This is a genomic window from Streptomyces sp. JLBJ103 (assembly GCF_058215575.1).
This window is the reverse complement of sequence record NZ_CM177089.1, coordinates 7,168,247-7,191,761: the sequence shown is the minus strand read 5'-3', so window position 1 is coordinate 7,191,761 and position 23,515 is coordinate 7,168,247. Positions and strand designations below refer to the sequence as shown.

The following is a 23,515-nucleotide window of genomic DNA, read 5'->3' as shown; positions in this document are numbered from 1 at the left end:
GACATGGGGGGCGCCGGGCGGTCGGGTCATGACGATTTATCACGGTGCCAGTGAAAGGAGTGTCCGGATGAGTTTGTCACTCGACCTCACGGACCCGGCCACATTCGTCGAGCACGACCCGCACGCGTTCTGGCGGCGGGTGCGCCGGGAGCGGCCCGTCCACTGGCACCCGGCCGCCTCGGGACGCCCCGGTTTCTGGGTCGTCGCCGGGTACGAGGACGTCCTGTCCTGCCACGACGACTGGAAACGGCTGAGCTCCGCCCGCGGCAACGTCCTGGACGTGCTGCTGCACGGCGGCGACTCGGCGGGCGGGAAGATGCTCGCGGTCACCGACCGCCCCCGGCACCGGCAGTTGCGCAGCATCATGCTGCGCGCCTTCTCCCCCCAGGTGCTGGGCGGGGTGGTGCGCAGGGTCGAGCAGCGCACGGCGGAACTCATCGAGAGGGTCACCGAGCTGGGATCGTTCGACTTCGCCGCGGAGGTCGCCGAGCACATCCCGATGAACACCATCTGCGATCTACTGTCCGTTCCCGAACAGGACCGCAAGAGCCTGCTCGGGTGGAGCAAGGCGGCGCTGGCGTCCGACGCCCCGGACGGCGCGCAGCTGGACGCGCTGGAGGCCCGCAACGAAATCGTGCTCTATCTGATGGACCTGGCCTTCGAGCGCCGCGCGAACCCTGGCGACGACGTGATCAGCATGATCGCCGGAGCCGAGGTCGACGGCCGGCCGCTGACGCCGGAGGAGATCGCGCTCAACTGCTACAGCCTGATCCTCGGAGGGGACGAGTCGTCGCGGATGACCGCGATCAGCTCGGTCCTCGCCTTCACGCAGTACCCCGAGCAGTGGCGGGGGCTGCGCGAGGGGAGCATCTCCGTGGACACCGCGGTGGAGGAACTTCTGCGCTGGGCGACACCGGGCATGCACTTCGCGCGCACGGCCCTGTGCGACTTCACCCTGGGGGGCGAGCGGGTGCGCGCGGGCGACATCGTGACGCTCTGGACCATCTCCGCCAACAACGACGAAACCGTCTTCGCGTCCCCGCGTGACCTCGACCTGTCCCGCGCCCCGAACAAGCACCTCACCTTCGGCCACGGGCCGCACTTCTGCGTCGGCGCGGCGCTGGGCCGGGCCTCGGTGAGCGCGCTGGTACGCGGTCTCGTCACGCATGTGGACAGGATCGAACTTGGCGGGGAGCCGTCCCGGATCTACTCCACCTTCCTCTACGGCCACAGCAGGCTGCCCGTCACCTTCCATCCGCGCTCCTTACGAAAGGCAACGCGATCATGCTTGACGGATTCGTCCCCTGGCCCGGCCACCTCGCGGAGAGCTACCGCCGACGGGGACTGTGGCTGGGGCGGCCGCTCGGCGACCTCCTGCTCGACTCCTGCGAGCGGCACGCCGACCGCGTGGCCGTCGTCTGCGACGAGGAGCGGCTGACCTACGCGGAGCTGGCCCGGCGGGCCGACCGGCTGGCGCGCGGACTGCTCGGGGCGGGACTGAAACCGCTCGACCGGGTGGTCGTGCAACTGCCCAACGTCCCCGCGTTCCCCGTCGTGCTCTTCGCGCTGCTGCGCGCCGGGGTGATCCCGGTCCTGGCCCTCCCCGGGCACCGCGCGCTGGAGATCGCCCACCTGAGCGAGCACTCCGGCGCCGTGGCCTACATCGTGCGGGACGAGTTCGGCGGATTCGACTACCGGCAGCTGGCGCGGGAGATCCCGTCGGTCCCGCGGGTGCTCGTCAGCGGTGACGCCCAGGAGTTCACCGACCTGGACTCGCTGCGCGGTGACGACATCGCCCTGCCCGCGGTGGACCCGACCGCCCCCGCGCTGTTCCTGCTGTCGGGCGGCACCACCGGACAGCCGAAGCTGATACCCCGCACCCATGACGACTACGGCCTCGTCGTACGGGCCTGCTCCGAGGCGGTGGGCGCCGACCGGGACTTCACCTATCTCGCCGTCAACCCGGCCGCGCACAACGCGGCGTTGGGGTGCCCCGGCATCCTGGGCGCGCTGCTGCTCGGCGGCAAGGCGGTACTGACCTCGACGGTGCGGCCCGACACGGTGTTCCCGCTGGTCCGCCGGGAGGGGGTCACCCTGACGACGGTCGTCCCCGCCGTGCTGCGGCTGTGGGCCGACGCGGACCGGGACACCGGCGACCTGGCGGGGCTGACGCTCCAGGTCGGCAGCGCCCCGCTGGACCCGGCGCTCGCACAGCGGGCGGGCAAGGCGCTGGGCCGCGAGGTGATGCGCTGGTACGGCATCAGCGAGGGGCTGCTGACGCACACCAGGTCCGACGACCCGGACGAGGTGAAGACGGGCACCGACGGGCGGCCCATGTGCCCGGAGGACGAGGTGCGCGTCGTCGACACGTCCGGGGCGGTGGTGCCCGACGGCGAGACCGGGGAGCTGCTGACCCGGGGCCCGTACACGATCCGCGGATACTTCCGGGCTCCCGAGGAGAACGCGCGCTCGTTCACACCCGACGGGTTCTTCCGCACCGGCGACCTGGTGCGGCGCTCGGCCGACGGCAACATCGTCGTGGTCGGGCGGGTCAAGGAGATCATCAACCGCGGCGGCGAGAAGGTGTCCGCCCTGGAGGTGGAACGCCAGCTGTGCACCCACCCGGAAGTGCGGGACGCCGCGGTCATCGGCGTGCCGGACGCCTCCCTGGGCGAGCGGACGTACGCGTTCGTGGTGGTCGCCGGGGACGGCTTCCGGGCGGCCGCCATGAAGGAGTTCCTCCGGGGGTGCGGGCTGGCCACGTACAAGATCCCCGACCGGATGGTGCGGCTCGACGAGCTGCCTCGCTCCCCGATGGGCAAGGTCGACAAGAAGGCCCTGCTGTCGCTCGCCACACCACCCGCGAGGTGACCTGTCCGAGCCCCCGGGCGGCGCACAGTCCACATGGTCGGGAGAAACGGAGGACCAGGTCCCATGACACGTGACGTCGACGGGCACGGCGCGGCGCACGGCCGCGCGCCGGACGTGGTGCCGCGCACCGTACCGCGTCTGTTCGAGACGGTCGCCGCGCGGGCGGGCGACCGGACCGCCGTGCTGTTCGAGGACACGGCGGTCAGCTACGCGGAGCTGAACACGGCGGCCAACCGGCTCGCCCGGTGGCTGATCGACCGCGGGGTGGGCCCCGACCGGGCGGTCGCGGTCTCCGCGCCCAAGTCCGAGGACCTGATCACCGTGCTCCTGGCGGTGCTCAAGGCGGGCGGCGCCTACCTCGCGCTCGACCCCGCCTATCCGTCCGAACGGCTTGCGCACATGGTGGCGCAGGTCCGGCCGGTGCTGCTGCTCCACACGGCCAAGGAGGCGGAACTCGCCACGCCTGGCACCGACATGCCGCGCATCGTCATCAACGACCCCGATGTCCGGGCGGAGTGGGAGGCGCGTCCCGGCCACGACGTGACCGACGCCGAGCGGCGCGCGCCGCTGCGTCCCGACCATCTGATGTACATCGTGTTCACCTCGGGGTCGACCGGCAGGCCCAAGGGTGTCGCGGTGACGCACGGCGGCGTCGCGGGCCTGGTGGCCGGTCAGCGCGAGCAGATCGGCACGGGCCCCGGCGACCGCGTGCTCCAGTGGGCGTCGATCAGCTTCGACGCCGCCTTCTGGGACATCTCGCTCGCGCTGCTGAACGGCGCGACCCTGGTGATGGCGGCGGCCGACGACCTGCTTCCCGGCCAGCCGCTGCGGGACACGCTGATCGAGCGGCGGGTGACCCATGCCACCCTGCCGCCGGTCGCCCTGAGCGTCACCGACGCCGACGATGTCCTGCCGGGCGGCACGCTGGTGTCGACCGGCGACGCGGTGTCCCCCTCCCTGGTGCGCACCTGGGCCGAGGGCCGGAGGATGTTCAACGGCTACGGCCCCACAGAAGTGACCGTCGGCAGCAGCATCGGGCGGATCTCGGACCCCGACGACATCGGCATCGGCCGGCCGTTCCCCGGCAGCGCGGTGCGCGTCCTCGACGAGCGGCTGTCCCTCGTCGGCGGCGGGGAGGAGGGCGAGCTGTATCTGGCGGGCCCTGGCCTGGCGCGCGGATATCTGAACCACCCAGGGCTGACCGCGACACGGTTCGTGGCCGACCCGGCGGGGCCGCCCGGCAGCCGGATGTACCGTTCGGGCGACCGGGGGCGGTGCCGCGCGGACGGCGAGCTGTTTTTCACCGGCCGGGTGGACAGCCAGGTCAAGGTCCGCGGCTTCCGGATCGAACTGGGCGAGATCGAGGCTCGGCTGGCCGCGCACCCGGCCGTGGACCTGGCCTGTGTCGTGGTGGAGGGCGATATCGCGACCGCCCGGATCATGGGGTACGTGACCACATCCACCGGCGCCGGTGCCGACGGTGCGGAGCTGCGGCGGTACGTGGCCAGGTCGCTGCCCGAGCACATGGTGCCGTCCACCGTGGTGGTCCTGGACCGCTTCCCCACCGACCCGAACGGCAAGGTCGACCGGGCGGCCCTCACCGCCGCCCGCGCCGGGCGCCCGGCGGCGGAGGCGGCCGCCTCCGGGGACATCGACCTGTGCGAGCTCGTCCGGCGGATCCTCGGGGTCCCGCGGGTACGGCCGCAGGACAACTTCTTCGAGCTGGGCGGCCACTCGGTGCTGGCGACGATGCTGGCACGCCAGATCCGCAAGGAATTCGACGTCGTGATCCCGATGCGGAGCATATTCGAGGCCGCGACACTGGCCGAACTGGCGGACCTGGTGGACGCGGCCCGGCAGGAGTGAAGGCCAGCGTCCGTCCGCGAAGAGGGCCGTGCGCACCCGGCACGGCCCTCAGCGTACGGCCTCAGCCGTCATGCAACTGGCTTCGCAGCCCGCGCAGTTCGGCGAACGGCATGGTGACCCGCCGGGCCAGGAAGTCGACGCCGCTCGTGCCGCCGGTGCCCTGGCGGTTGCCGGCCATCTTCGACATCAGTGCCAGGTGGGTCACTTTCCAGTGCCAGTAGCCGTTGCCGATGTCCATCAGCGCCTCGGCGATGCGGTGCAGCGCCCCGGCTCCCACGCCCTGCCGGCACACCTCGGGAACCGTCCGGCCGTGATACGCGGCCGCCGCCACGAACACCTGGTACAGACTGCCGGGATGCTGATCGCCGCCCAGCAGCCGCGCCAGCTGCCGGAACTGCGCCGACTGGGCGCCGCTCGCCGTACCCAGGTACGGCCGGAACTCGGCGAAGTACTGGACCGGCAGCTTCTCCAGGGCGAGCAGCTGACCGTGCAGCACGCGCAGGATCTCCCCCGTGCGCATCAGGAACTCGACGCCGGACTCCAGGTCGTCGACGTCGCAGGGCGGGGTGAGCGCATCGGCCGCGGCGCCCAGGTCCGCCCCGACTTGCTTCAGCCACAGCTCACACGACTGGTGAGTGATGATGAAGAACTGCTCGGCCAGTACCGCCGCCCGGCCCGCTGTCGCCGGAATCCGCGGCTCCTGCAACGAGAGCAGGGTCTCCATCTGCAAATAGTCGGTATACGTCAGAGTGGTCAAGACACCGCTTCCTCGCTGGTCAATTCCGGTCGCTTCGGGGACCGTTCACGAATAGCCGCCGTGCTCGCTGAGCGTGAGGGACAGGCCCTGCCGGCCGCCCCGCACCTGCTGGGCGTCCTCGTCTGCGTCCTCCGCGTCGCGTTTCGCCGCGCGGACGGCGGCGGCCGCCTCCACCTCGTCCCGGGTCAGCCCGACGAAGTGGACGACCTCCTCATGGTTGGTGGACCCGATGAAGTTCTCGGCGCCCTGGCGGTAGAAGAGGTCCACGGTGTGCTCACGGGCCGTCAGCTCCGCCGGTGTGACCTGCCTCGTCCGCAGCGCGACAAGCAGCGCCGGCACGTCGTAACGCATCGTCACACCGCCGCGCCGCAGATACCGCTCGCCACGGATGGTCTCGGTGTCCAGGCGCTCGGGCCGACTCGGGGCGTCGGGGTGGTGGTAGTACGGCTGGGTGAGCAGGTCGTACCGGAAGACCTCGTCGAAGAGGTCCCCCCGCTCCTCAGGCAGCAGCGGACGCACCGACTCCGTCCACCAGCGTTTCAGCAGGTTCCGTGCCACCGGGTCGCCGAAGAGGTACTTGATGGCGTCGCCGCAGGCGGTGTTGCTGTTCTCCGCCTCCGCGACCCAGGCCCGCAGCGGCTGCGCCGCCGGATCGTCGACCCGGTGCACGAACGCGTCGAGGTTGGTCAGCACCTGGGACTGGGTGAGGTCGCTCAGATCACGGATGGCCACCCACGTACCGCGCAGAACGGCGTTCTCCGCCATCACCCGCGCCCAGAACAGGAACCGCTTCATCCGCCGGTTGTCGGCGAAGCTCATCGTGTTGTGGGACAGGATGTACTCGAAGTCGTCGACGTTGCCGCGCACGGACACGATGCCGTACTCCGCCTTCTTCTCCGCGTAGTCCGTGTTGGGCAGCAGATGCAACGGATACACGGCGATCCGTGAGACATGCCGGGACAGCCGGTCGTAGCCCTCCAGGAACGATTCGACCGTCTCCCCCGGGGCACCCCAGATCAGCTCCGCGTAGGCGTCGAGGCCCTCCCGGTTCAGCCAGGCGGCCAGGTCCTCCCAGTCGTTCACCTTCATGTTCTTGCGGTTCATCAGGTGCAGCGCGGTGTCGTCGAGCGTCTGGAGGGCCAGGGTGAAGGAGCTGCGCATGCCGTGCTTCTTCATCTTCCGCACGATGCTGAAGAACACCTTCGACTTGTTCTTCGCCCACGAGGCCTCGACGGCGCGCGGATACCCGTACCGCTCGCGGAGGTCGATGACATCGTCGACGAACTCCTCGTCGGCCCGCAGCATCCCGAAGTTCGCGTCGCAGAGCACGATGGTGTGCACCTTGAGCCGGGCGAACAGCTCCAGCTCCGCCCGCAGCCGCGCCCGCGAGAAACTCTGCACCCGCTGCCCGACGGCACCGCCCCAGTAGCAGAACGAGCACTTGTACGGGCAGCCGCGGTTGGTCTCCATCAGCGCGACGTCGTAGCGGAACCGGTCGTTGTCGTCGAGCAGCGGGATCGCTCCGGTCAGGAACGGCGACGGAATCACGTCCAGGTCCTGAATCCGGGGCCGTGGCGGCGTCGTCACCACGGTGCCTGCGGCGTCCCTGTAGGTGATGCCGGCGATGTCCCCCAGCGCGGTGCGTTCCACCCCGCGCAGATACGCGTCCAGCACATCGGGCAGCACCAAATCGCCCTCGCCGTTCACGATGACGTCGACGTCGTCGAACATCCGGAACGTGCGCTCCGCCTGGTTCGCCACATGCGTGCCGCCGAACACCACCAGACCGCGCGGGTTGAGCTGCTTGAACGTCTCCGCCAGCGCCCCGAACTCACGGATGTTCCAGCCGAGCACCGAGAACGCCAGCACGTCCGGCGCCCCGTCGGCGAACAGTTCGTTCGCCATCCGCATCAGGGTGACCCCGCCGCGGAAGTTGCGGATCGACACGTCCACGCGGTCGCGGACACGCTCGTCCGTCTGGACGCAGGCCTTCAGATATCCCGACGCCAAAGGCATCGACTCCAGGGGCATGTCCCACACGCCCTGCTGCACCAGATGGACAGAGAGCCGCCCGGATTCCTCCATGATGAACACTCCTCGTCGTCCGTGCGAGGCGGCGGGTGTCGTCAGATTCGGCGGAACCGGTAGAGCCAGGAGGCCGGTTGAAGGGTCTCCGTCGTCTCGGACGGGAGGATGTAGTGCACCGCGCTGTCGGTGACGGACTCGACCGTCCAGTGCCGGGAGAAGCCGTCCGGGATGTGCTGGAACGTCAGGCTCAGTCCGCCGACGCCCTCGTCGTCCTTGGGGACCTCCTTGGGAATGCCGTCGATCTCCTCGGCGAGCCGCGCCGTCAGGTCCTCCATCCCGCTCTGGGTGAGGGCGAGGACATACGCGTACGCCCCGGGCCGGCACAGCCGGTGCAGCGCCGCCGCGTAGGTCGCCAGCGTCTCGGAGTCGAACATGCGCGCCGTACCGGAGTCGATCACGGTGTCGTAGAGCCCGCTCTTACCCCCGTCGTCGAGGATGTCAGCGACCTCGAACGTGACGTCGAGACCGCGCTCCTCGGCCTTGCGCCGTGCCGTGGCGATCGCCGTCGCCGAGAAGTCGACGCCGGTCACCGTATGGCCCTTGCTCGCCAGATAGAGCGAGGTCTCGCCGGTGCCGCAGCCCGGATCGAAGACGTCACCTTTGACGAGTCCCGCCTCCTCGATCGCGACGAAGGCGGGCTGCGGCCTCTCGATCTCCCATGGCGGGCGTTTGCCGTACACGCTTTCACCGCGATAGACGGACTCGAAGAGGTCGGATGAAGTCATGTTCTCTCCCGACTGAGAAAAGTGGGCCAGTCAGATCCGTCTTGGGCGTGAGAGGGCACGGTAAGCGTCATACGCGAGACGGGCACGGTTTTATCGTGATGCGGCCGCCAATCCCGAGCGTGCTCATTCTTGGGTAGCACAACGGGACCTGCCCTTATATCAACTCTGTCAACTGTCCTTCACGAAACTCCGGCGACGCCTGCCCGCTGCGTCATGATGGATTGGCGACGTCATGCGGTGATGCGGAGCCGAACGTCGCGGTGCAAAGGCGCAAAAGAGAGTGAGCCTCCAAAGACCCCATGGAGCACGCGTGTTCCATGGCGCCCACGACACTGAAATGTGGAGGGGGAGCAGTTCGAGTGCATCAGGAAATCGAGGTCCGACGAATTCCGCGAACCGGTGTCGCCCCGGACCTCGCCCAGCGCCGGGCCCGCCGCCGGACCCGGCTCGCCGAGCAGCTGCGCGACGGCCGACGCCCCGACCGCTGGTTCCCGGTGCTGTCCGTGCTCGCACCGGTCATGACCCAGGCGGAAGGGGAGATCACCTACCCCGGTGACCCCATGTGCCTGTACGCGGCGTTGTCGGTGGCCGTGCACAACGCGGTCCACGACGCCGTACCGCTGGAGCGGGCGCGGCACTACAACGATCTTGCGCCCCGGTGGACGAGGTTCCCGGACCAGTCCTACCGCCTCTCCGTCGGACACGACGGCTTCCGGGACCACGGCGACGACCCGAACACCGACGAGACCGTCTACGACCCGCGCGTATGGGACCAGCATGCCAAGAACCGCTGGCTGGACCTGCTGCGCCGGGCGCGACCAAAGGTGGTGCTGATCTCCAGCGTCTCCCCCGCCCACCGCTACGCGCTGGAGATCGCCACGATGGCCAAGGCAGCGGTCCCCGGGGTGTTCGTGGTGCTCGGCGGGCGACACGTGGACGAGACGATCACCTGCCTGCCCGGCAAGGACATGATGATGGTGGCCCCGAGCAGCACGCTGTCGGTGATCCGTACCGGCAAGGTGCCGCCCGTCGTGGACGCCACCATCTCCGGAGAGGCCTACTACTCCCTCGACCTGCTGATGCGGGCCATCGCGGCGGCCGTCGACCTGGACACGGACCTGGTCCGGCCGGACGCGGTTCGCACGTTGCTGGAGGAGTTGTTGTCCGAGCAGGAGCCGATGCCCGGCCGCTCCCTGATCACCTTATTGACGCCCGAGACCACGCTCGCCTATCCGCAGGAGGGCCCGAAGATCGACCTGTCGGCCCTGCCGTCGCCGTACGAGGGGTTCGCGATCCGCTCCCGGTTCCCCATCTTCGTCGACCCGCGCACCGACGAGATCCGGCGCACCGCACATGTGATGGTCTCCAACGCCTGCCCCTACCAGTGCAATTTCTGCTCGGAGACGGCGAAGCTGGCGGGCGGCCTGAAGAAGTTCCGCCAGACCTCCGCGGGCGTCAACCGCGTGGTGGAGTACGTCGGTTATGGCGCGGAGGCGCTGTTCTTCGACGACTCGGTGTTCTGGAGTGGCACCTACCGCGATGTGGTCGACTTCTGTGAGGAGCTGTGCCGGGTCCGCGAGACACCGGCCGGGAAACTGGCGGAGCACCATCGCCGCCTCCTCCCCACCGCCGCCGATGTGGAGCGGCTCGGCCGGCTGGAGTGGGGGGCGCAGCTGACCGTGGACGTCCTGGTCGCCCTGCACTCCCTCGAGGAGTCCCGGCGGGCCCTGGAGATCATGCGCGCGGCCGGGTGCAGCTACGTCTACATCGGCATCGAGAGCATGTCCGACCAGGTGATGGACAAGATCCACAAGAATCTGCGGCGCGTGGAGGGGCACAGCTGGGCGGAGAAGGTGCGCGCGGCGGTGTCGCTGGTGAAGTCGACGGGACTGCGGGTGGGTACGTCCGTCCTGTTCGGCCTGGAGGGCGAGACCCGGGCCAGCATCGACGAGACGATCGCCGGGGTGAGCAACCTGATCGCCGACAAACTGATCGATCTGGCCAGCCCCAACATATTGACGTACCACCCGGCGACCCCGATCACGAGGATCCACGGCATGGTCGACAAGCTGGACTACCACTCGCCGAATCTCGACAACCGCAAGCCCTACACCTATTTCGAGGAGGCGTTCCCGGGCGTGGTGTCCGTCGCGCTGAGCGAGGAGGACCTCTGGTACATCCACGCCGAGACCGACCACCGCTGGGGTACGACACGGAACGACAGCGCGGCGGTCCCGCTCGACCAGGGGCAGGTGGGCGTGTGACCCGCCTCGACTCGGTGGACCTGGCCGGATTCCGGGTCAGGGACGGGGAGAAGTGGGGCAGCGTGGCGGACGGAGTGCTGCCCGCGTGGATCGCCGATATGGACTTCCCGGTGGCCCCCGCCGTGCGGGAGGCCCTGCTGCACCGCGTGGACACCGATCTGGGCTATCCGTCGGGGTACGACGAGTCCGACGGCGGCCCGCTGGGGCGCACCTTCGCCGACCGTATGCGGCGCCGCTTCGGGTTCGCCGCCGATCCGACGCATGTGCGCACCTTCACCGACATCAATCAGGCGATGCAGGTCGCGCTGCACCTGGGCACGGAGACCGGTGACCCGGTGGTGCTGCACTCCCCTGCCTGCCCGCCCTTCACCGACGTCCTGGTCAAGCTGGGGCGTCCGCCGCGACCGGTGCCGGTCGTGCACCGCGACGGGGACTGGCAGCTGGACCTGGGCCGGGTGGCCGACGAGGTGCGGGCCGGGGCCCGCGCGCTGTTCCTGGTCAACCCGCACAATCCGACCGGGCGGGTGTTCCGCCGCGCCGAGCTGGAGGCGCTGGCCGAACTGGCCGTCGCGCACGACCTGTTGGTGATCTCCGACGAGGTCCACGCCGACCTGGTCTTCGACGGCCACCGGCACATCCCGTTCGCCTCGCTCTCCGCGGACGCCGCCGCGCACACCGTCACACTCACCTCGGGAAGCAAGGCGTTCAACCTCGGCGGAGCACGCTGCGCGGTGGCCCATATCGGGGTGCCGCGGCTTCGCGAGGCCGTCGACGCCCATCGCGGCATCCTGTTCGGCCAGGTCGGGATTCTGGCCATGACGGCGCTGAAGGCGGCGTGGACCTCCGGCGACGGCTGGCTGGACGGTGTCCGCGAGGTGATCGCGCGCAATCGGCTGCGGGTGCACCAGGAGCTGCCCGAGGGCGTGGTGCGCCACCTGCCGGAGGCCACCTTCCTGTCCTGGCTGGACTGCCGTCCGCTCGGCCTGGGTCACGACCCGGCGAGCTTCTTCACGGAACACGCCCGGGTGATGCTCTTCCGCGGCGGCGACTTCGGCCCCGAGGGGCTCGGCCACGTACGGCTCAACTTCGCCACGACGCCGGACATCCTCGACGAGGTGCTGCGCCGGATGCGGGAGGCGGTGGCACGGGTGCTGTCCGAGCGCTGACAGGCGGGTCCGGGGCGCGGCTTTCGGCCGCGCCCCGGCAGGTCAACGCGCCGTCAGCGACTCGAACTTGCGCATCGACAGCCAGCCGAAGACCACCATCAGACCGAGGGACCAGGCGACCGTCTGAAGCACATCGCTCGCCGCGGGCCCGCCGGTGAACAGCGCGCGCAGCGCGTTCACGGCCGTGGTCATGGGGCTGTTGGCCGCGTACACCTGGAGCCATCCCGGCATCGTCTCGGTCGGCACGAACGCCGAGGAGATCAGCACGAACGGGAAGACCCACACGCCGCCCGCCGCCTGGGCGGCCTGCGCGCTGTGCACCGACAGACCGATCCAGGCGCCGAGCCATGACACCGCGTGGCCGAACAGCAGCAACAGCAGCATGCCGCCCAGCGCGGGCAGGAAGCCGTTCTCAAAACGGAAGCCCATGAGCAGACCGATGGGCACCATCACGGCCAGCGAGGCCACGGTGCGGAAGACCTCCGACACCGTACGGCCGAGGAGTACGGCGGTGCGGCTCATCGGCATCGACCGGAAGCGGTCCATCAGCCCCGTGCGCATTTCCGCGGCGACGCCGATGGTGGTGCCAGTGGCCGATCCGTAGAGCGCCATCTGGACAAAGATGCCGGGCAGCAGGAACTGCACATAATCCCCGCCGACCTCGATCGCGCCGCCGAAGACATACGCGAACAGCAGAATGAACAGCACCGGCTGAAGGAGCGAGTACAGCACCATCTCCGGGCTGCGCACCAGATATCTGATGTTGCGCAGCGTCATTTCCCACAGGTCGGAGAACCACCAGGAGACCCCGCCCTGCGGTCGCGCTTCCACCGCGCTGCTTTCGGGCGTCAAGGCCGCGGACGTCATGACCACGTGGTGTCCTTCCCGGTCTTCTCGTCGGTCTCCCGATCAGCGGAATGCGCGGCATGTCCGGTCACCGCGAGGAACACATCGTCGAGCGTCGGACGGCGTACGGACACATCGCCGATCTGGACGCCGGACTCCCGGAGCGTGTGCAGCAGATCGGCCAGCGAACCGCCGTCGGAGAGCGGCGCCTGCACCCGCAGCGTCTCCGGGTCGGCGGCCAGACCGGCGCCCAGCTGGTCCCGCAGGAGTTCGGTGGTCGTGTCGAAGTCGGCGGTGTCGATCAGGGTCACCACCGCCCAGTCGTTGCCCACCTGCGACTTCAGCTGGTCCGGGGTGCCGCTGGCGATGACCTTGCCATGGTCGACCACCGACAGCGAGTGGGCGAGCTGGTCGGCCTCTTCCAGGTACTGCGTCGTGAGCAGCACGGTGGTGCCCTCAGCGACCAGCTCACGGACGATCCGCCACAGTTCCATCCGGCTGCGCGGGTCGAGCCCGGTGGTCGGCTCGTCGAGGAAGATGAGCCGGGGCCGGGCCATGAGGCTCGCGGCGACGTCGAGCCTGCGCCGCATGCCGCCCGAGTACGTCCGCGCCGGCCGGTCGGCCGCGTCACCGAGGTCGAAGCGCTCCAGCAGTTCGTCGGCGCGGGTCTTCGCGGCGGGCCTGGATAGCCGGAACAACCGGCCGATCATGACCAGGTTCTCGCGCCCGGTCAGCAATTCGTCGACCGCGGCGTACTGTCCGGTCAGGCCGATGATGCGGCGCACCTGTCGTGGATCTCTGCGCACATCGACGCCGAATACCTCGGCCCTTCCGTCGTCCGGCGTGAGCAGGGTGCTCAGGACGCGGACGATGGTGGTCTTGCCCGCGCCATTGGGCCCCAGCAGGCCGTGCACCGTCCCTTCCGGCACGGTGAGTTCGAGGTGATCGAGTGCGGTCACCGAGCCGAAGCTCTTGCATAGTCCAGCCACTTCGATGGCTGTCGGCATTCCGATGGTCCTTCCCGGGATCGACCTGTCGGCGGTGGGAATTCCGGCGCCGCGCACTTCCTCCGCCGACGCCGGGATTCACATGCTTTTGAGCGTACACCTGAAAAGTCGGTTGAAACTTTTGCGCCGATGGCCTCGAGAATTGGCGGAGACCTGGGGGTAAAGTTTCAATCCATGAGACATCTGCGCCCGGTCGACCTCGCGCGTGAGCACGGCATCTCCACCCAGGCGGTCCGCAACTACGAGAAGGACGGCTGCGTCCCCCCGGCCGACCGCACCGCGAGCGGTTACCGCACCTACACCGCGGCGCACGCGGCGGCTCTGCGCGCCTATCTGGCACTCATCCCGGCCCAGGGGTACGCGGTGAGCGGGCAGATCATGCGGGCGCTGAACACGGGCCGGATCGACGCGGCGCTGACGGCCATCGACCGCGGCCACGCCCAGCTGCTGCGTGACCGGGGCACGCTCGACGCGGTCGAGGAAGCGCTCCAGGATCTCGCACCCGCCGAGGGCACCGCCCTTCAACCCCCCACCGGCGGCGCGGCGTTCAGCATCGGGGAGCTCGCCCGCCGCCTCGGCGTCACCCCGGCGACCCTGCGGAACTGGGAGCAGGCGGGCATCCTCACACCGCGGCGCGAACCCGTCTCCGGACGTCGCTCGTACGGCCCCGACGACCTGCGCGACGCGGAGCTGACGCTCCTGCTGCGGCGCGGCGGGCACGGGCTCGACCACATCCGCACCATCATCGAGCAGATCCGGACGGCTGGGGGTACCCAGGCCCTCTACGCCGCCCTGCACGACTGGCGGCAGGGCCTCACCACGCGCGGGCTCGCCATGCTGAGCGCGTCCGTCCTGGTCGCGCGGTATGTCGAGCTGCTGGACGTCGGCACGAAGGTCGGTACGAAGGATTTCCGAAAGGCACGCCGAGGTACCGACGCTTCTGGGACAGAGTCGTAGGCAGACGGCCGGCCGCAGGCGAAGCGTCGGGGCAACCGCAGGCGAGGAGCGTGCGCGGATGAGTGTGTCCGGCAAGACTGTCGTGGTGACCGGCGCCGGCTCGGGCATCGGCCGCGCGGCGTGCGAGCAGTTGTGCCGGGCGGGCGCGCGGGTGGGGGCGATCGGCCGGCGCGAGAAGCTCCTGCACACACTGCGCGACGAACTGAGTTCCGCACCAGGTGAGTTGGTGGCGCTGCCCGCCGACGTCGGCTCCGCGTCCGAGGTCGAGGCCGCGGTGCGGGCTCTGACCGAACGCTGCGGCCCGGTGACCGGTGTCGTCAACAATGCCGGTCTGGCACGCTTCGCACCGATCGACTCGGCCTCGCTGTCCGACCTGGACGCCATGTTCGCGGTGCACCTCCGGGGCCCGGTGAACACGCTGCGGGCCTGCCTTCCCGCCTTGCGCGCACACCGTGGCGCGGTGGTGAACGTGTCGTCGGTCGGTGGCGCCCTGGCGATGCCGAACCGCTCTCTGTACGGCGCGACGAAGGCCGCCGTCAACAGCCTCACCCGCTCGTGGGCGCGGGAGCTGGCGCCCCGGATCCGGGTGAACGCGATCCTGCCCGGTCCGGTCGACACGCCGATGTACGCCGATCTGGGGCTCACCGACACGCAGACGGAGACGCTGCGCGCGGACCTGCTCGCGTCGACCCCGCTGGGCAGGTTCGGCGAACCCCACGAGGTCGCGAGGTGGATCGCGCTGCTGCTCGACGACGACATGTCGGGGTGGATCACCGGCGCGCTCGTACCGGTCGACGGCGGCAGAACGACGTGACACCGGGCGCGGGCGGCGCGGCACAGCGGAGGAGCAGTGCGGCGAAGGCGTGAACGCAACAGCACGCCACGGACGCGGCACGGCACGAACGGGGCCACTCACGGGAGAGGGAGAACACGATGGCAGCATCGGCGCCAGCATCAGCGTCGGCGGAGTTCCCACCGGCGGCCGGAATCCCACCGTCGTGCCTGCACGATGTGTTCCGCGCCGCCGATGCCCTGGAGCGCGAGACCGGCCGCCCGGTGAACCAACTGCACGTCGGCGAGCCCTCGTTCCGCATGCCGCCAGAGGTGGCCGAGGGGCTGACCAAGGCGATCACGGACGGCCGCACCTCCTATACGTCGGCCGAAGGCATGCCACAGCTCCGGGAGGCACTGACCGCCAAGCTGGAGACGGAGAACGGGCATCACACCACCCCCGACCGGGTGTTCGTCTCTCCGGGTTCGTGCCAGGGCCTCGCCGCGCTGCTTCAGTCCATCGCCACGCCGGGCGCCGAACTGCTGCTGCCGGAGGTGCACTGGCCGATTCACCTTCAGCAGGCGCTGCTGGCCGGATTCCGCCCGGTGTTCTATCCGCTCCGGGCCGACCTCGGTGTCGACATCGAGCGGCTCGCGGAGGTATCCGGGCCGCGCACCCGCGCGATCGTGGTGAACACACCCTCGAACCCCACCGGAGCCGTACTGGAGGAGGCCGAGCTGCGGCGGCTGCTCGCGCTCGCCGAGGAGCACGACTGGTACGTGATCAGCGACGAGGCGTACGAACACTTCGTCTATGAGGGACAGCATGTGTCGCTGGCCTCGCTGGAGCGGGACCTGCCACCGGACCGGCGGCGGGTGTTCAGCACGTACAGCTTCTCCAAGAGCTACGCGATGACCGGGTGCCGCCTCGGCTATGTCGTCACCCCCAACGATGTCACCGCGAGCGCGCTGCGGGTCGTCCAGGAGGCGAGCATCATCGCTCCGGCGACCCCGGTCCAGTACGCGGGCCTGGCCGCGCTGGACGCGCACAACGCGGTGCGGCGCCACCGTGAGATGGTCCGGGCGGCGCGGGACGAGGCGCTGCCGATGCTGGTCACGGCGGGGCTGCTGAACGCGCTGCCGGCCGGCGGCTGGTACGCACTGCTCGACGTCGGACGCACCGGCATGGACGCGAACACCTTCGCCGAGGGGCTGCTCGCCGCGACGGATGTCGCGGTGGCACCCGCGACGGGGTTCGCCCTGCGGCCGGTCGTCGACGACACCGGCCGGGTGACCGAGATAGGGTCCCTGCCGATGGCGCGGCACTTGGTGCGGGTGGCGATCTGCGGCGATCGCGAGCTGCTGTGCGCGGGCGTGCGGGCGCTGGTGGACTTCGCCGCGCAGCGGTAGCGCGGCGGACGCGAGCGGTCGGTGACCGGCCGCGCCCGCCCGGCGGCAGGCTCAGGTGGAATGCCGAGGCGGGGCGGCGTCACCGCTGCCGGGTAACAGGCCCTTCTTCCGGTATTTGATCCGCAGCGGCTCGCTGGCCGCGGGCCCGGCGGTGAAACGGAACGCCTCGGAATCCACCCGCACGCCGCTGACGGAGTCCACCACCACGGGCTCGGCCTCCGCCCCGGTGGCGGCGTCGACCAGGATCAGGCTCCGCTCACGGGCGGCGAGCCCACGATTGCCCCACGCCGCCATCGCCAGGATGACGGGCCGCAGCGACCACCCGAGCTCCGTCGCCCCGTACCGGCCGTCATCCGCCCGCGCCAGCAGCCCCCGATCCTCCAGGGCGTCCAGCCGCCCGGCGAGCACCTCGTTGGACAGCCCGAGGTTCTCCCGGATCTCACCGGGTTCGGTGAACCCGTCGAACACCTCGTGCAGCAGCTCCAGCGTCCACCACTGCTGTACGGCGAGCACGGTCCTGGCCAGCGGACAGTCCTTGATCCTGGGCTCCACTCCGACCACCTCCGCCCAGGTTCTGACACCGTGGCGGGGCCCCAACACAACTCTGTCCCCAACCTGTTGACTCGGTCGGAACAGTATCCGACGTATGTGCGAAGTCAGTGGTGTTCCCAACGGTGGGGGCCTGCTTCCAACCTCGCGCGGTCCCAGTGGGCCAGTTCGGCGGTTGCCGCGTAGGTGGTGTGCAGGAATTCACTCAGCGCCCGGTCCGGATCGGGGGCGGTGGCGACCGCCTCGTAGGGCAGCACGAATTCACCGGATTCCCGCTGGTAGGACGCGGCGGCGGGGCGGATCGGGCGGGCGGCGAGACCGGCCGGCTCGGGGTAGGCGTAGGCGTAGAACGCGCCCTCCTCGCCGCCGCCGGGCCAGAAGCCGCAGCTGGACAGTTCGACCGAGTAGGCCTCCCTGGTCACCCAGTCCGGCAGGTTGGGCATGCCGTCGGGGGGATGGGGTGGTGCGGGGCGGCCGGAGAAGCGGGTGGTGGCCAGATCCATGGAGCCCCAGAAGAAGTGCACGGGGCTGGCCTTGCCGACGAACTCGGACCGGAATTCCTCGAAGGCCCGGTCCGCCCGCGTGAGCTGGCCCCAGAAGAGGTGCGCGGCGTGCGGGTCGTATGTCGCGTGGCGGTGGTCCTCCGCGAACGGGATCGCCGGGTCCACCTCGTTCGGGCGAGGGTGTATGCGGGTCTGGACGCCGAGTTCTCCCAGGGCCCCCATGACCTCGGCGTAGAACTGGGACACCGGTTTGGACTCCAGCGCCAGCTCGCGGCTGCTTCCGTCGCTGACGCGTATGCGCAGCCGGTGGTCGATGAAGTCGAATTCGATGTCGAACGCACCGGTCCGGTAGGGGATCGCGGATGTGCTCAGCCCTCGCGGGGTGACGTACAGGGTGACCTGCCACCAGTGGTTGGCCAGTGGGGCGTGGGCCAGCCGGATCTTGCCGACGATCTGGGTCCACATGTGGAGTGTTTCCCGGGCCTCGGCCCAGTCCGCCACGCGGAGCCGGGGCCAGGCACCGGCCCGTTGTGTCGTCTGCTCGGCCATCTCGCCTCCCCGCGGGTCTCGCGCGTCTCGCCGTTCATGGGGTTCCGGTCGACTCGCAGTCGGGACGGTCGAGTACCCGTGTCCTGGCGGGCGCAAAACCACCCGGCACTATGCAACAAAAGCCCAGGTCAGACCCCTGGGCCTGGGTCATTCGCGTGGTCCGCCACGTCTCGCCCCGCTGGTCGCGCCGCTGCCGCCGGAGGCGTTCGCCGACAAGGCCGACCGGGGTCTTCACACGCATCGCGCGCGCCGTTCGGGAGGGGTCCCCGGACCGGCGGGTTAGAAAAGTTCAGCGGGGATCAACCCTTGAAAACAGGAGGTCCAACTGATGAATACGGGCATGCGCCGACGAGCCGCGACGACTGCCGTCACACTGACCATGGCGGGCACACTGGGCTTCGGCCTGATGACACCGGCGGCGTCTGCCGCTGCCAGCGGCCCCTGCTACGACGGGCGGTGCAAGACCACCGTATCGGCGCCCAAAACCATCAAGGTCAACAGCCGCACGTTCGGATTCGACACGTTGAAGATCACGCACATCAGCTCCCACTCCGTGAAGATGGCGACCGTCACCACGGACGGAGCGCACCTGAGTGGCACCACCAGTCCGGGCGGCACCATCACGTTCAACAACCTGACGATCTGGGTGAAGTCGGTCTCCGGCCACAAGGCCAAGCTCCACCTGTCCCCCACGTCCTCCTGACCTGCCATCGAACCCCGGCGCACATCTCGCGCCGGGGTTCGACGTTCCCTGATCGACGATCAGGGGGACCACCCAGGCGAGCGACCACGCCCCTCAGGTCGTCCGGCTTCGCTTCTGAGGCACGTAGGCTGCCCGCGTCAACCATTCGTAACGAAAGGGGCAAATTATGCCCTCTCGCCTCAACCCGTACATCAGCTTCTCCGGCGAAGCGAAGCAAGCCATGGAGTTCTACAAAGAGGCCCTCGGCGGCGACCTGGCCGTCCACACCTACGGCGCCTTCGGCTCCGAGGCGCCACCCGGATACGCCGACAAGATCATGCACAGCATGCTCGAGACCCCCAGCGGATTCACACTGATGGGCGCCGACAATCCGCCCGGCACCGAACACAAACCCGGGAACAACTTCGCGGTGAGCCTGAGTGGCGACGACGCGGATGAACTGCGCGGCTACTGGGGCAAGCTGTCCGACGGCGGCACCGTGTCCGTTCCGCTGAAAAAGCAGATGTGGGGCGACGTGTTCGGCATGTGCACGGACAAGTTCGGCATCATGTGGATGGTCAACATCAACGAGCGGCAGACCTGATCCGGACATCGACGCGTCGGCGACCGACAGGATCGTCGCCGACGCGTTGTCCGAACACCGTCTTCCAGCGAAGCCGGCCGTACCGCCGCAATGGCATGATCGGACCCTGGACGAGCACCACCTTCGCCCGCCCTTCACCGGAAAGCCACACCATCCGGCATGACCTCTTCACCTAACAACTAACAAATCGGCCAAACAATTGATACCTATAGCATCGCGGGTGTTTTCGCGAATAAGCCACAAAATGACGTTCGCCACGTGGCGTCAACCACGGGCGATCCTGTGGGCCACCGCGGGTGTGGCGGCCCTCGCATTGCTCATCGCGCTGGAGATCGCCGCGCGTCGCTACGGCGGCCAACCGGGGCCGATTACCAACCAGGCGCGAGAGGTGATATTCGCGCCCAAACCCGGGCCGTTGTACGGCGGTCTGGCGTTGATGATGGTGGTGCTCACCTGGCGGCAACGGTTCATCGCGACCGGTGTCGCGATCGGCATCGACGTCGTCTTCGTGCTGGTGCGGTGGGCGGTCGACGCGAAGGTGCCCGAGGGCGAATCTTTTGGCAACGGCGCGTTGTGGGTGATGTTGGGCTATGCGGTCATCGCGATCACACGCCGCACGGGCCAGGAACGTACTCTGCTGCTGAAGGGCGTCGGGCTGGGTCTGCTGCTGGTGGCCGGCCGTAAGACCGGCGATACCTGGCTGCTCATCACGGCGAAGACCCGCCCGACGGTGCTCGACCAGTACGTGGCGACCGCCGATCACGCGCTGGGCAATCCGTCGTGGCTGGTGGGCCGGATCGTCAAGGCCACCGACCCGATCAGCACCTTTGTTCTCGATGACTTGGTCTACGGTGAGCTTGCGGTGGCCGCGGTCGTCGTCGCGCTGTACCAGCTGCGGAACGTGGCGGTCGAGCGCCGCTTCCCGAGCCATCATCTGTTGCGCACTTTTCTGGTGATCGGCCTTGTCGGGCCGGCTATCTACATGATCTTCCCCGTGGTCGGACCGATCTTCGCCTACGGCCCGGGCACCTCCGGCACCGGCGGCGTGCAATGGGCGGCGGCCAACCTGTGGCCGCACACACCGCCGCCGATCAGCATCCCGCACCCGATGCCGTACGACGGGATCACCCCACGCAACTGCATGCCCAGCCTGCACACGGCATGGGCTACCGCGATCTTCATTCACTCCCGAACGGGCCCACGGATTCTGCGCCACGCGGGCACCTTCTGGCTGATCGCCACGCTCAGCGCGACGCTCGGCTTCGGCTACCACTACGGCGTGGATCTCATTGCCGGTGTGGTGTTCACGCTCACGATCGAGGCAGCGCTGCGCGCGTTCGACCGTGGCTGGGACCGGTCAGCAATCCAGCTGGTCGCTTACGGCACAACGGTCTTCGCCGCGCTCCTGGTGTCCTATCGCTATCTGCCGATGGAAATGGCCCAGCATCCGTGGGTGTTCGGCCCCCTTCTCCTTCTGGCGCTGGCCTCAGTGATCTACAGCTACGTGCGGACCACCAAACTGTGCGAAGGCAAGACCGCACCATCGCTGCAACCGGAACCGCAACCCGAACTGGTGTGAGTCACGTGGCATCAGGGTGTGGGGGCTCCGCCGCGGTATCTGACGCGCGCGTGCCGGAATCGACGGACTGCTCGGCCAGTTCGGCGGCCCAGGTGGCCGACCAGTCGACGAGGGGGCTGAGCGCTGTATGAGCCTGTCGCCCCAGCGCGGTGAGGGCGTAGTGGCCGTCCGGGGTTTGGTGCACCAGACGCGCCTCGATCAGCTCGACGAGGCGTTGACGCAGCACACTGGAGGACATGTCGCCGCAGCGTCCACGGAGGGCACGGAAACCCAGGGCGCCTTCGTGGAGTTCCCACACCACTCGCAGGCTCCATCGCCTGCCGAACAGATCGAGCGCGGCCATGAGAGGGCGTCCGGTGGTCGAGCCACGCACCGGCCGTCCTGGTGTCGGTGTGACCATCGCGGTCCTCCTGCGCTCTACAGATCCACAGCGCCTGGCGTTTCGATTTCCGAAACACTAACATCACCCGGTGATTCGGAAACCGAAACGCCTCACGTGGGGAGGGCGGCATGACGGCGTTGACCACACCTCTGTGTCGGCAGTTGGGGATCGAGGTGCCCGTGGTGCAGGCGCCCATCGGGTCTGCGGTCACAACAGACCTGGTGGCTGCGGTGGCGGACGCGGGCGGGCTCGGCACCCTCGCCCTGACGTGGGTCACCCCGGAAGAGGCGGTGCGCCGGATCCGGGTGGTGCGGCGGTTGACGCCAAGGCCCTTCGCCGTGAACTTGGTGCTGGACTTCCCGGTCGACGAGCTTCTCGACGCCTGCCTGGCGGAAGGCGTGCCGATCATCTCGACGTTCTGGGGTGATCCCTCGGCTGTCACCGAACGCACGCACTCGGCCGGTGCCATTCACCTCCACACGGTCGGTTCCGTCGCCGAGGCCGAACGCGCCGTTGCCGCGGGCGTCGATGTGATCGTGGCCCAAGGGTGTGAAGCAGGCGGCCACGTGCGCGGGGAGACCACCACGATGGCGCTCGTGCCCGCGGTCGTGGACGCTGTGCACCCGGTGCCCGTCATCGCGGCCGGCGGCATAGCCGACGGGCGCGGACTCGCCGCCGCACTGGCTCTCGGGGCCCAGGCCGGATGGCTGGGCACCCGATTCCTGGCGGCCTACGAGGCAGCCACACACGAGGTCTACCGCCAAGCCGTGATCCGGGCGGCTCCGCAGGACGCCGTGCACACGCGGTGCTTCGACGGTGGCTGGCCCAACGCCCCGCATCGCGCACTGCGCAATGCCACGCTCAGCGCCTGGGAGGCCGCGGGCTGTCCCACCGCGCCGAACCGTCCCGGCGAGGGCGCCGTGGTGGCCCGCAGCGCCGAGGGGCGGACCTGGTCGCGTTACGAGGACATGGTCCCCGTGCCCGGCATGTCGGGCGACCTGGAGGCTCTTGCCCTCTACGCGGGCCAGAGCGCCGGGCTCGTCCACGACGTCGCCCCGGCGGGCCGCATCGTGGCCGACATCGCCGCCGGTGCCGCGGCCCTCTTGGGGCCGATGCGGACACCCTGACACCCTGACGTCGTGCCGACGGCGACATCGCGCGTGCCGCTCTCGCCTGAACGTCTGACGACCGCGAGCGCCCGCATCGGACCGGCGCCGGGCCGGACACCCGGCGCCGGTCCGGCATCCGTGGAACTCAGTTCGAGTTCGTCTGCCGGTAGCGGATCCACGTCACGACCGTCAGGCAGGCCGTGATCCACATCACGACACTGGCGTTGGCCATGGACTCGACGTACTGCTCGTAACCGTCCGCGCGCAACTGGACCGTGAACAAGCCCAGCACGGTCCCAAGACTCGCAATCGCGGTGGACAGAGCGGCGAAGGGAGGCTGTGTCATTCCATCTCCTTTGACCTATGAGTTCAACACAATGATCTTCGAGTCTAATCGCGAACTCGTATCTCTGTGGGATGACTTGGCCCGGGCCTCGCCCCAGCCAGGCCAACACCACGGGACCACGAAGCCACAGCCCTGTGTCAAGATTGATCTCATGTTCGGGGGAGGGGGCGACTTGGGTACGCCGGAGCGCGATGGCAGGCCGACGCTCGTCGACGTGGTGCGGCAGGGAAACGCAGCGCAGACGTTAGAGCGGGAATAGCCGGCGGCGTTGCCCTCCGCGCGCCTGTGGTTCCGGGCCGGATGAACCGGGCTTTCTGGTCTCCGACACGGCGTAGGGCCAGTGGTGCCCGTCTTCACCTCTGTGGAACGGCCAGCGCTGTTCGCGGGTGTGTGTGCGCGTGGGCGTCGACGACGGTCGAGGATCTGGTGGAGCTGATGCCCGAGGGGACGCGGGCAGCGGTGGATCCGCTGAAATCACGGATGT

At 69.3% G+C, this 23,515-nt stretch carries 21 protein-coding genes; 12 read left to right on the top strand and 9 right to left on the bottom strand.

Annotation, left to right across the window (positions count from 1 at the left end; translation table 11 throughout):
* Positions 1–67: 67 nt before the first annotated feature.
* The 3 genes from AC4BEG_RS31515 (at position 68) to AC4BEG_RS31505 (ending at position 4,737) form a co-directional block, all read left to right on the top strand.
* Positions 68–1,438, top strand: a complete 1,371-nt coding sequence (locus tag AC4BEG_RS31515; protein ID WP_490703060.1) for a cytochrome P450 — start codon at positions 68–70, stop codon at positions 1,436–1,438.
* Entirely contained in the window at positions 1,345–2,871 is a 1,527-nt protein-coding gene (locus AC4BEG_RS31510; RefSeq protein ID WP_490707268.1) for a (2,3-dihydroxybenzoyl)adenylate synthase, read from the top strand. Before AC4BEG_RS31515 ends, AC4BEG_RS31510 begins: the two co-directional genes overlap by 94 nt.
* 63 nt (positions 2,872–2,934) lie before the next feature.
* On the top strand, positions 2,935–4,737 hold the full coding sequence (locus AC4BEG_RS31505; RefSeq protein ID WP_490703059.1) for a non-ribosomal peptide synthetase: 1,803 nt from the start codon (positions 2,935–2,937) through the stop codon (positions 4,735–4,737).
* A 61-nt stretch (positions 4,738–4,798) separates the two neighbouring features.
* Here AC4BEG_RS31505 and AC4BEG_RS31500 read toward each other — a convergent pair whose 3' ends face one another.
* The 3 genes from AC4BEG_RS31500 to AC4BEG_RS31490 are packed head-to-tail and all read right to left on the bottom strand — an operon-like array spanning position 4,799 to position 8,307.
* Positions 4,799–5,494, bottom strand: a complete 696-nt coding sequence (locus tag AC4BEG_RS31500) for a tryptophan 2,3-dioxygenase family protein (protein ID WP_490703058.1) — start codon at positions 5,492–5,494, stop codon at positions 4,799–4,801.
* Between the two features lie 45 nt (positions 5,495–5,539).
* A complete protein-coding gene (locus tag AC4BEG_RS31495; RefSeq protein WP_490703057.1) occupies positions 5,540–7,579 on the bottom strand; it encodes a KedN5 family methylcobalamin-dependent radical SAM C-methyltransferase in 2,040 nt (679 codons plus the stop codon).
* A gap of 41 nt (positions 7,580–7,620) precedes the next feature.
* Positions 7,621–8,307 carry a class I SAM-dependent methyltransferase gene (locus AC4BEG_RS31490; protein ID WP_490703056.1) on the bottom strand — a complete coding sequence of 229 codons (687 nt, stop codon included), beginning with the start codon at positions 8,305–8,307 and terminating at the stop codon, positions 7,621–7,623.
* A 359-nt stretch (positions 8,308–8,666) separates the two neighbouring features.
* On the opposite strand from AC4BEG_RS31490, the gene AC4BEG_RS31485 reads away from it, so the two are divergent.
* A complete protein-coding gene (locus AC4BEG_RS31485) occupies positions 8,667–10,571 on the top strand; it encodes a B12-binding domain-containing radical SAM protein (RefSeq protein WP_490703055.1) in 1,905 nt (634 codons plus the stop codon).
* Positions 10,568–11,737, top strand: coding sequence for a MalY/PatB family protein (locus tag AC4BEG_RS31480; RefSeq protein ID WP_490703054.1), 1,170 nt, complete (start codon positions 10,568–10,570; stop codon positions 11,735–11,737). The genes AC4BEG_RS31485 and AC4BEG_RS31480 overlap by 4 nt, the downstream gene beginning before the upstream one ends.
* Positions 11,738–11,779: 42 nt before the next feature.
* Here the strand turns inward: AC4BEG_RS31480 and AC4BEG_RS31475 are convergent, their stop codons facing one another.
* A complete protein-coding gene (locus tag AC4BEG_RS31475) occupies positions 11,780–12,604 on the bottom strand; it encodes an ABC transporter permease (protein ID WP_490703053.1) in 825 nt (274 codons plus the stop codon).
* Positions 12,601–13,590, bottom strand: a complete 990-nt coding sequence (locus AC4BEG_RS31470; RefSeq protein WP_490703052.1) for an ATP-binding cassette domain-containing protein — start codon at positions 13,588–13,590, stop codon at positions 12,601–12,603. Before AC4BEG_RS31470 ends, AC4BEG_RS31475 begins: the two co-directional genes overlap by 4 nt.
* Before the next feature lie 174 nt (positions 13,591–13,764).
* Between AC4BEG_RS31470 and AC4BEG_RS31465 the strand changes: the two genes are divergently transcribed.
* From AC4BEG_RS31465 to AC4BEG_RS31455, 3 genes are all read left to right on the top strand, one after another.
* Positions 13,765–14,547, top strand: coding sequence for a TioE family transcriptional regulator (locus tag AC4BEG_RS31465; RefSeq protein WP_490703051.1), 783 nt, complete (start codon positions 13,765–13,767; stop codon positions 14,545–14,547).
* Positions 14,548–14,605: 58 nt separating this feature from the next.
* Entirely contained in the window at positions 14,606–15,361 is a 756-nt protein-coding gene (locus AC4BEG_RS31460; protein ID WP_490703050.1) for an SDR family NAD(P)-dependent oxidoreductase, read from the top strand.
* Between the two features lie 119 nt (positions 15,362–15,480).
* Positions 15,481–16,728, top strand: coding sequence for a pyridoxal phosphate-dependent aminotransferase (locus AC4BEG_RS31455; RefSeq protein ID WP_490703049.1), 1,248 nt, complete (start codon positions 15,481–15,483; stop codon positions 16,726–16,728).
* A 51-nt stretch (positions 16,729–16,779) separates the two neighbouring features.
* Here the strand turns inward: AC4BEG_RS31455 and AC4BEG_RS31450 are convergent, their stop codons facing one another.
* Together AC4BEG_RS31450 and AC4BEG_RS31445 are read right to left on the bottom strand one after the other, a co-directional pair.
* Entirely contained in the window at positions 16,780–17,280 is a 501-nt protein-coding gene (locus AC4BEG_RS31450) for a winged helix-turn-helix transcriptional regulator (RefSeq protein ID WP_490703048.1), read from the bottom strand.
* A 104-nt stretch (positions 17,281–17,384) separates the two neighbouring features.
* Positions 17,385–18,329, bottom strand: a complete 945-nt coding sequence (locus tag AC4BEG_RS31445) for a DUF5996 family protein (RefSeq protein WP_490703047.1) — start codon at positions 18,327–18,329, stop codon at positions 17,385–17,387.
* A 328-nt stretch (positions 18,330–18,657) separates the two neighbouring features.
* Here AC4BEG_RS31445 and AC4BEG_RS31440 point away from each other — a divergent pair, with 328 nt between their 5' ends.
* The 3 genes from AC4BEG_RS31440 (at position 18,658) to AC4BEG_RS31430 (ending at position 21,194) form a co-directional block, all read left to right on the top strand.
* A complete protein-coding gene (locus AC4BEG_RS31440) occupies positions 18,658–19,032 on the top strand; it encodes a hypothetical protein (RefSeq protein WP_490703046.1) in 375 nt (124 codons plus the stop codon).
* 166 nt (positions 19,033–19,198) lie between these two features.
* Positions 19,199–19,615 carry a VOC family protein gene (locus AC4BEG_RS31435; RefSeq protein ID WP_490703045.1) on the top strand — a complete coding sequence of 139 codons (417 nt, stop codon included), beginning with the start codon at positions 19,199–19,201 and terminating at the stop codon, positions 19,613–19,615.
* A 244-nt stretch (positions 19,616–19,859) separates the two neighbouring features.
* A complete protein-coding gene (locus AC4BEG_RS31430) occupies positions 19,860–21,194 on the top strand; it encodes a phosphatase PAP2 family protein (RefSeq protein ID WP_490703044.1) in 1,335 nt (444 codons plus the stop codon).
* A gap of 1 nt (position 21,195) precedes the next feature.
* Here AC4BEG_RS31430 and AC4BEG_RS31425 read toward each other — a convergent pair whose 3' ends face one another.
* Entirely contained in the window at positions 21,196–21,594 is a 399-nt protein-coding gene (locus tag AC4BEG_RS31425; protein WP_490703043.1) for a winged helix-turn-helix transcriptional regulator, read from the bottom strand.
* Between the two features lie 110 nt (positions 21,595–21,704).
* Between AC4BEG_RS31425 and AC4BEG_RS31420 the strand changes: the two genes are divergently transcribed.
* Positions 21,705–22,703, top strand: a complete 999-nt coding sequence (locus AC4BEG_RS31420) for an NAD(P)H-dependent flavin oxidoreductase (protein ID WP_490703042.1) — start codon at positions 21,705–21,707, stop codon at positions 22,701–22,703.
* A 127-nt stretch (positions 22,704–22,830) separates the two neighbouring features.
* Here the strand turns inward: AC4BEG_RS31420 and AC4BEG_RS31415 are convergent, their stop codons facing one another.
* On the bottom strand, positions 22,831–23,031 hold the full coding sequence (locus tag AC4BEG_RS31415; protein WP_201875303.1) for an SCO3870 family protein: 201 nt from the start codon (positions 23,029–23,031) through the stop codon (positions 22,831–22,833).
* Between the last annotated feature and the right edge of the window lie 484 nt (positions 23,032–23,515).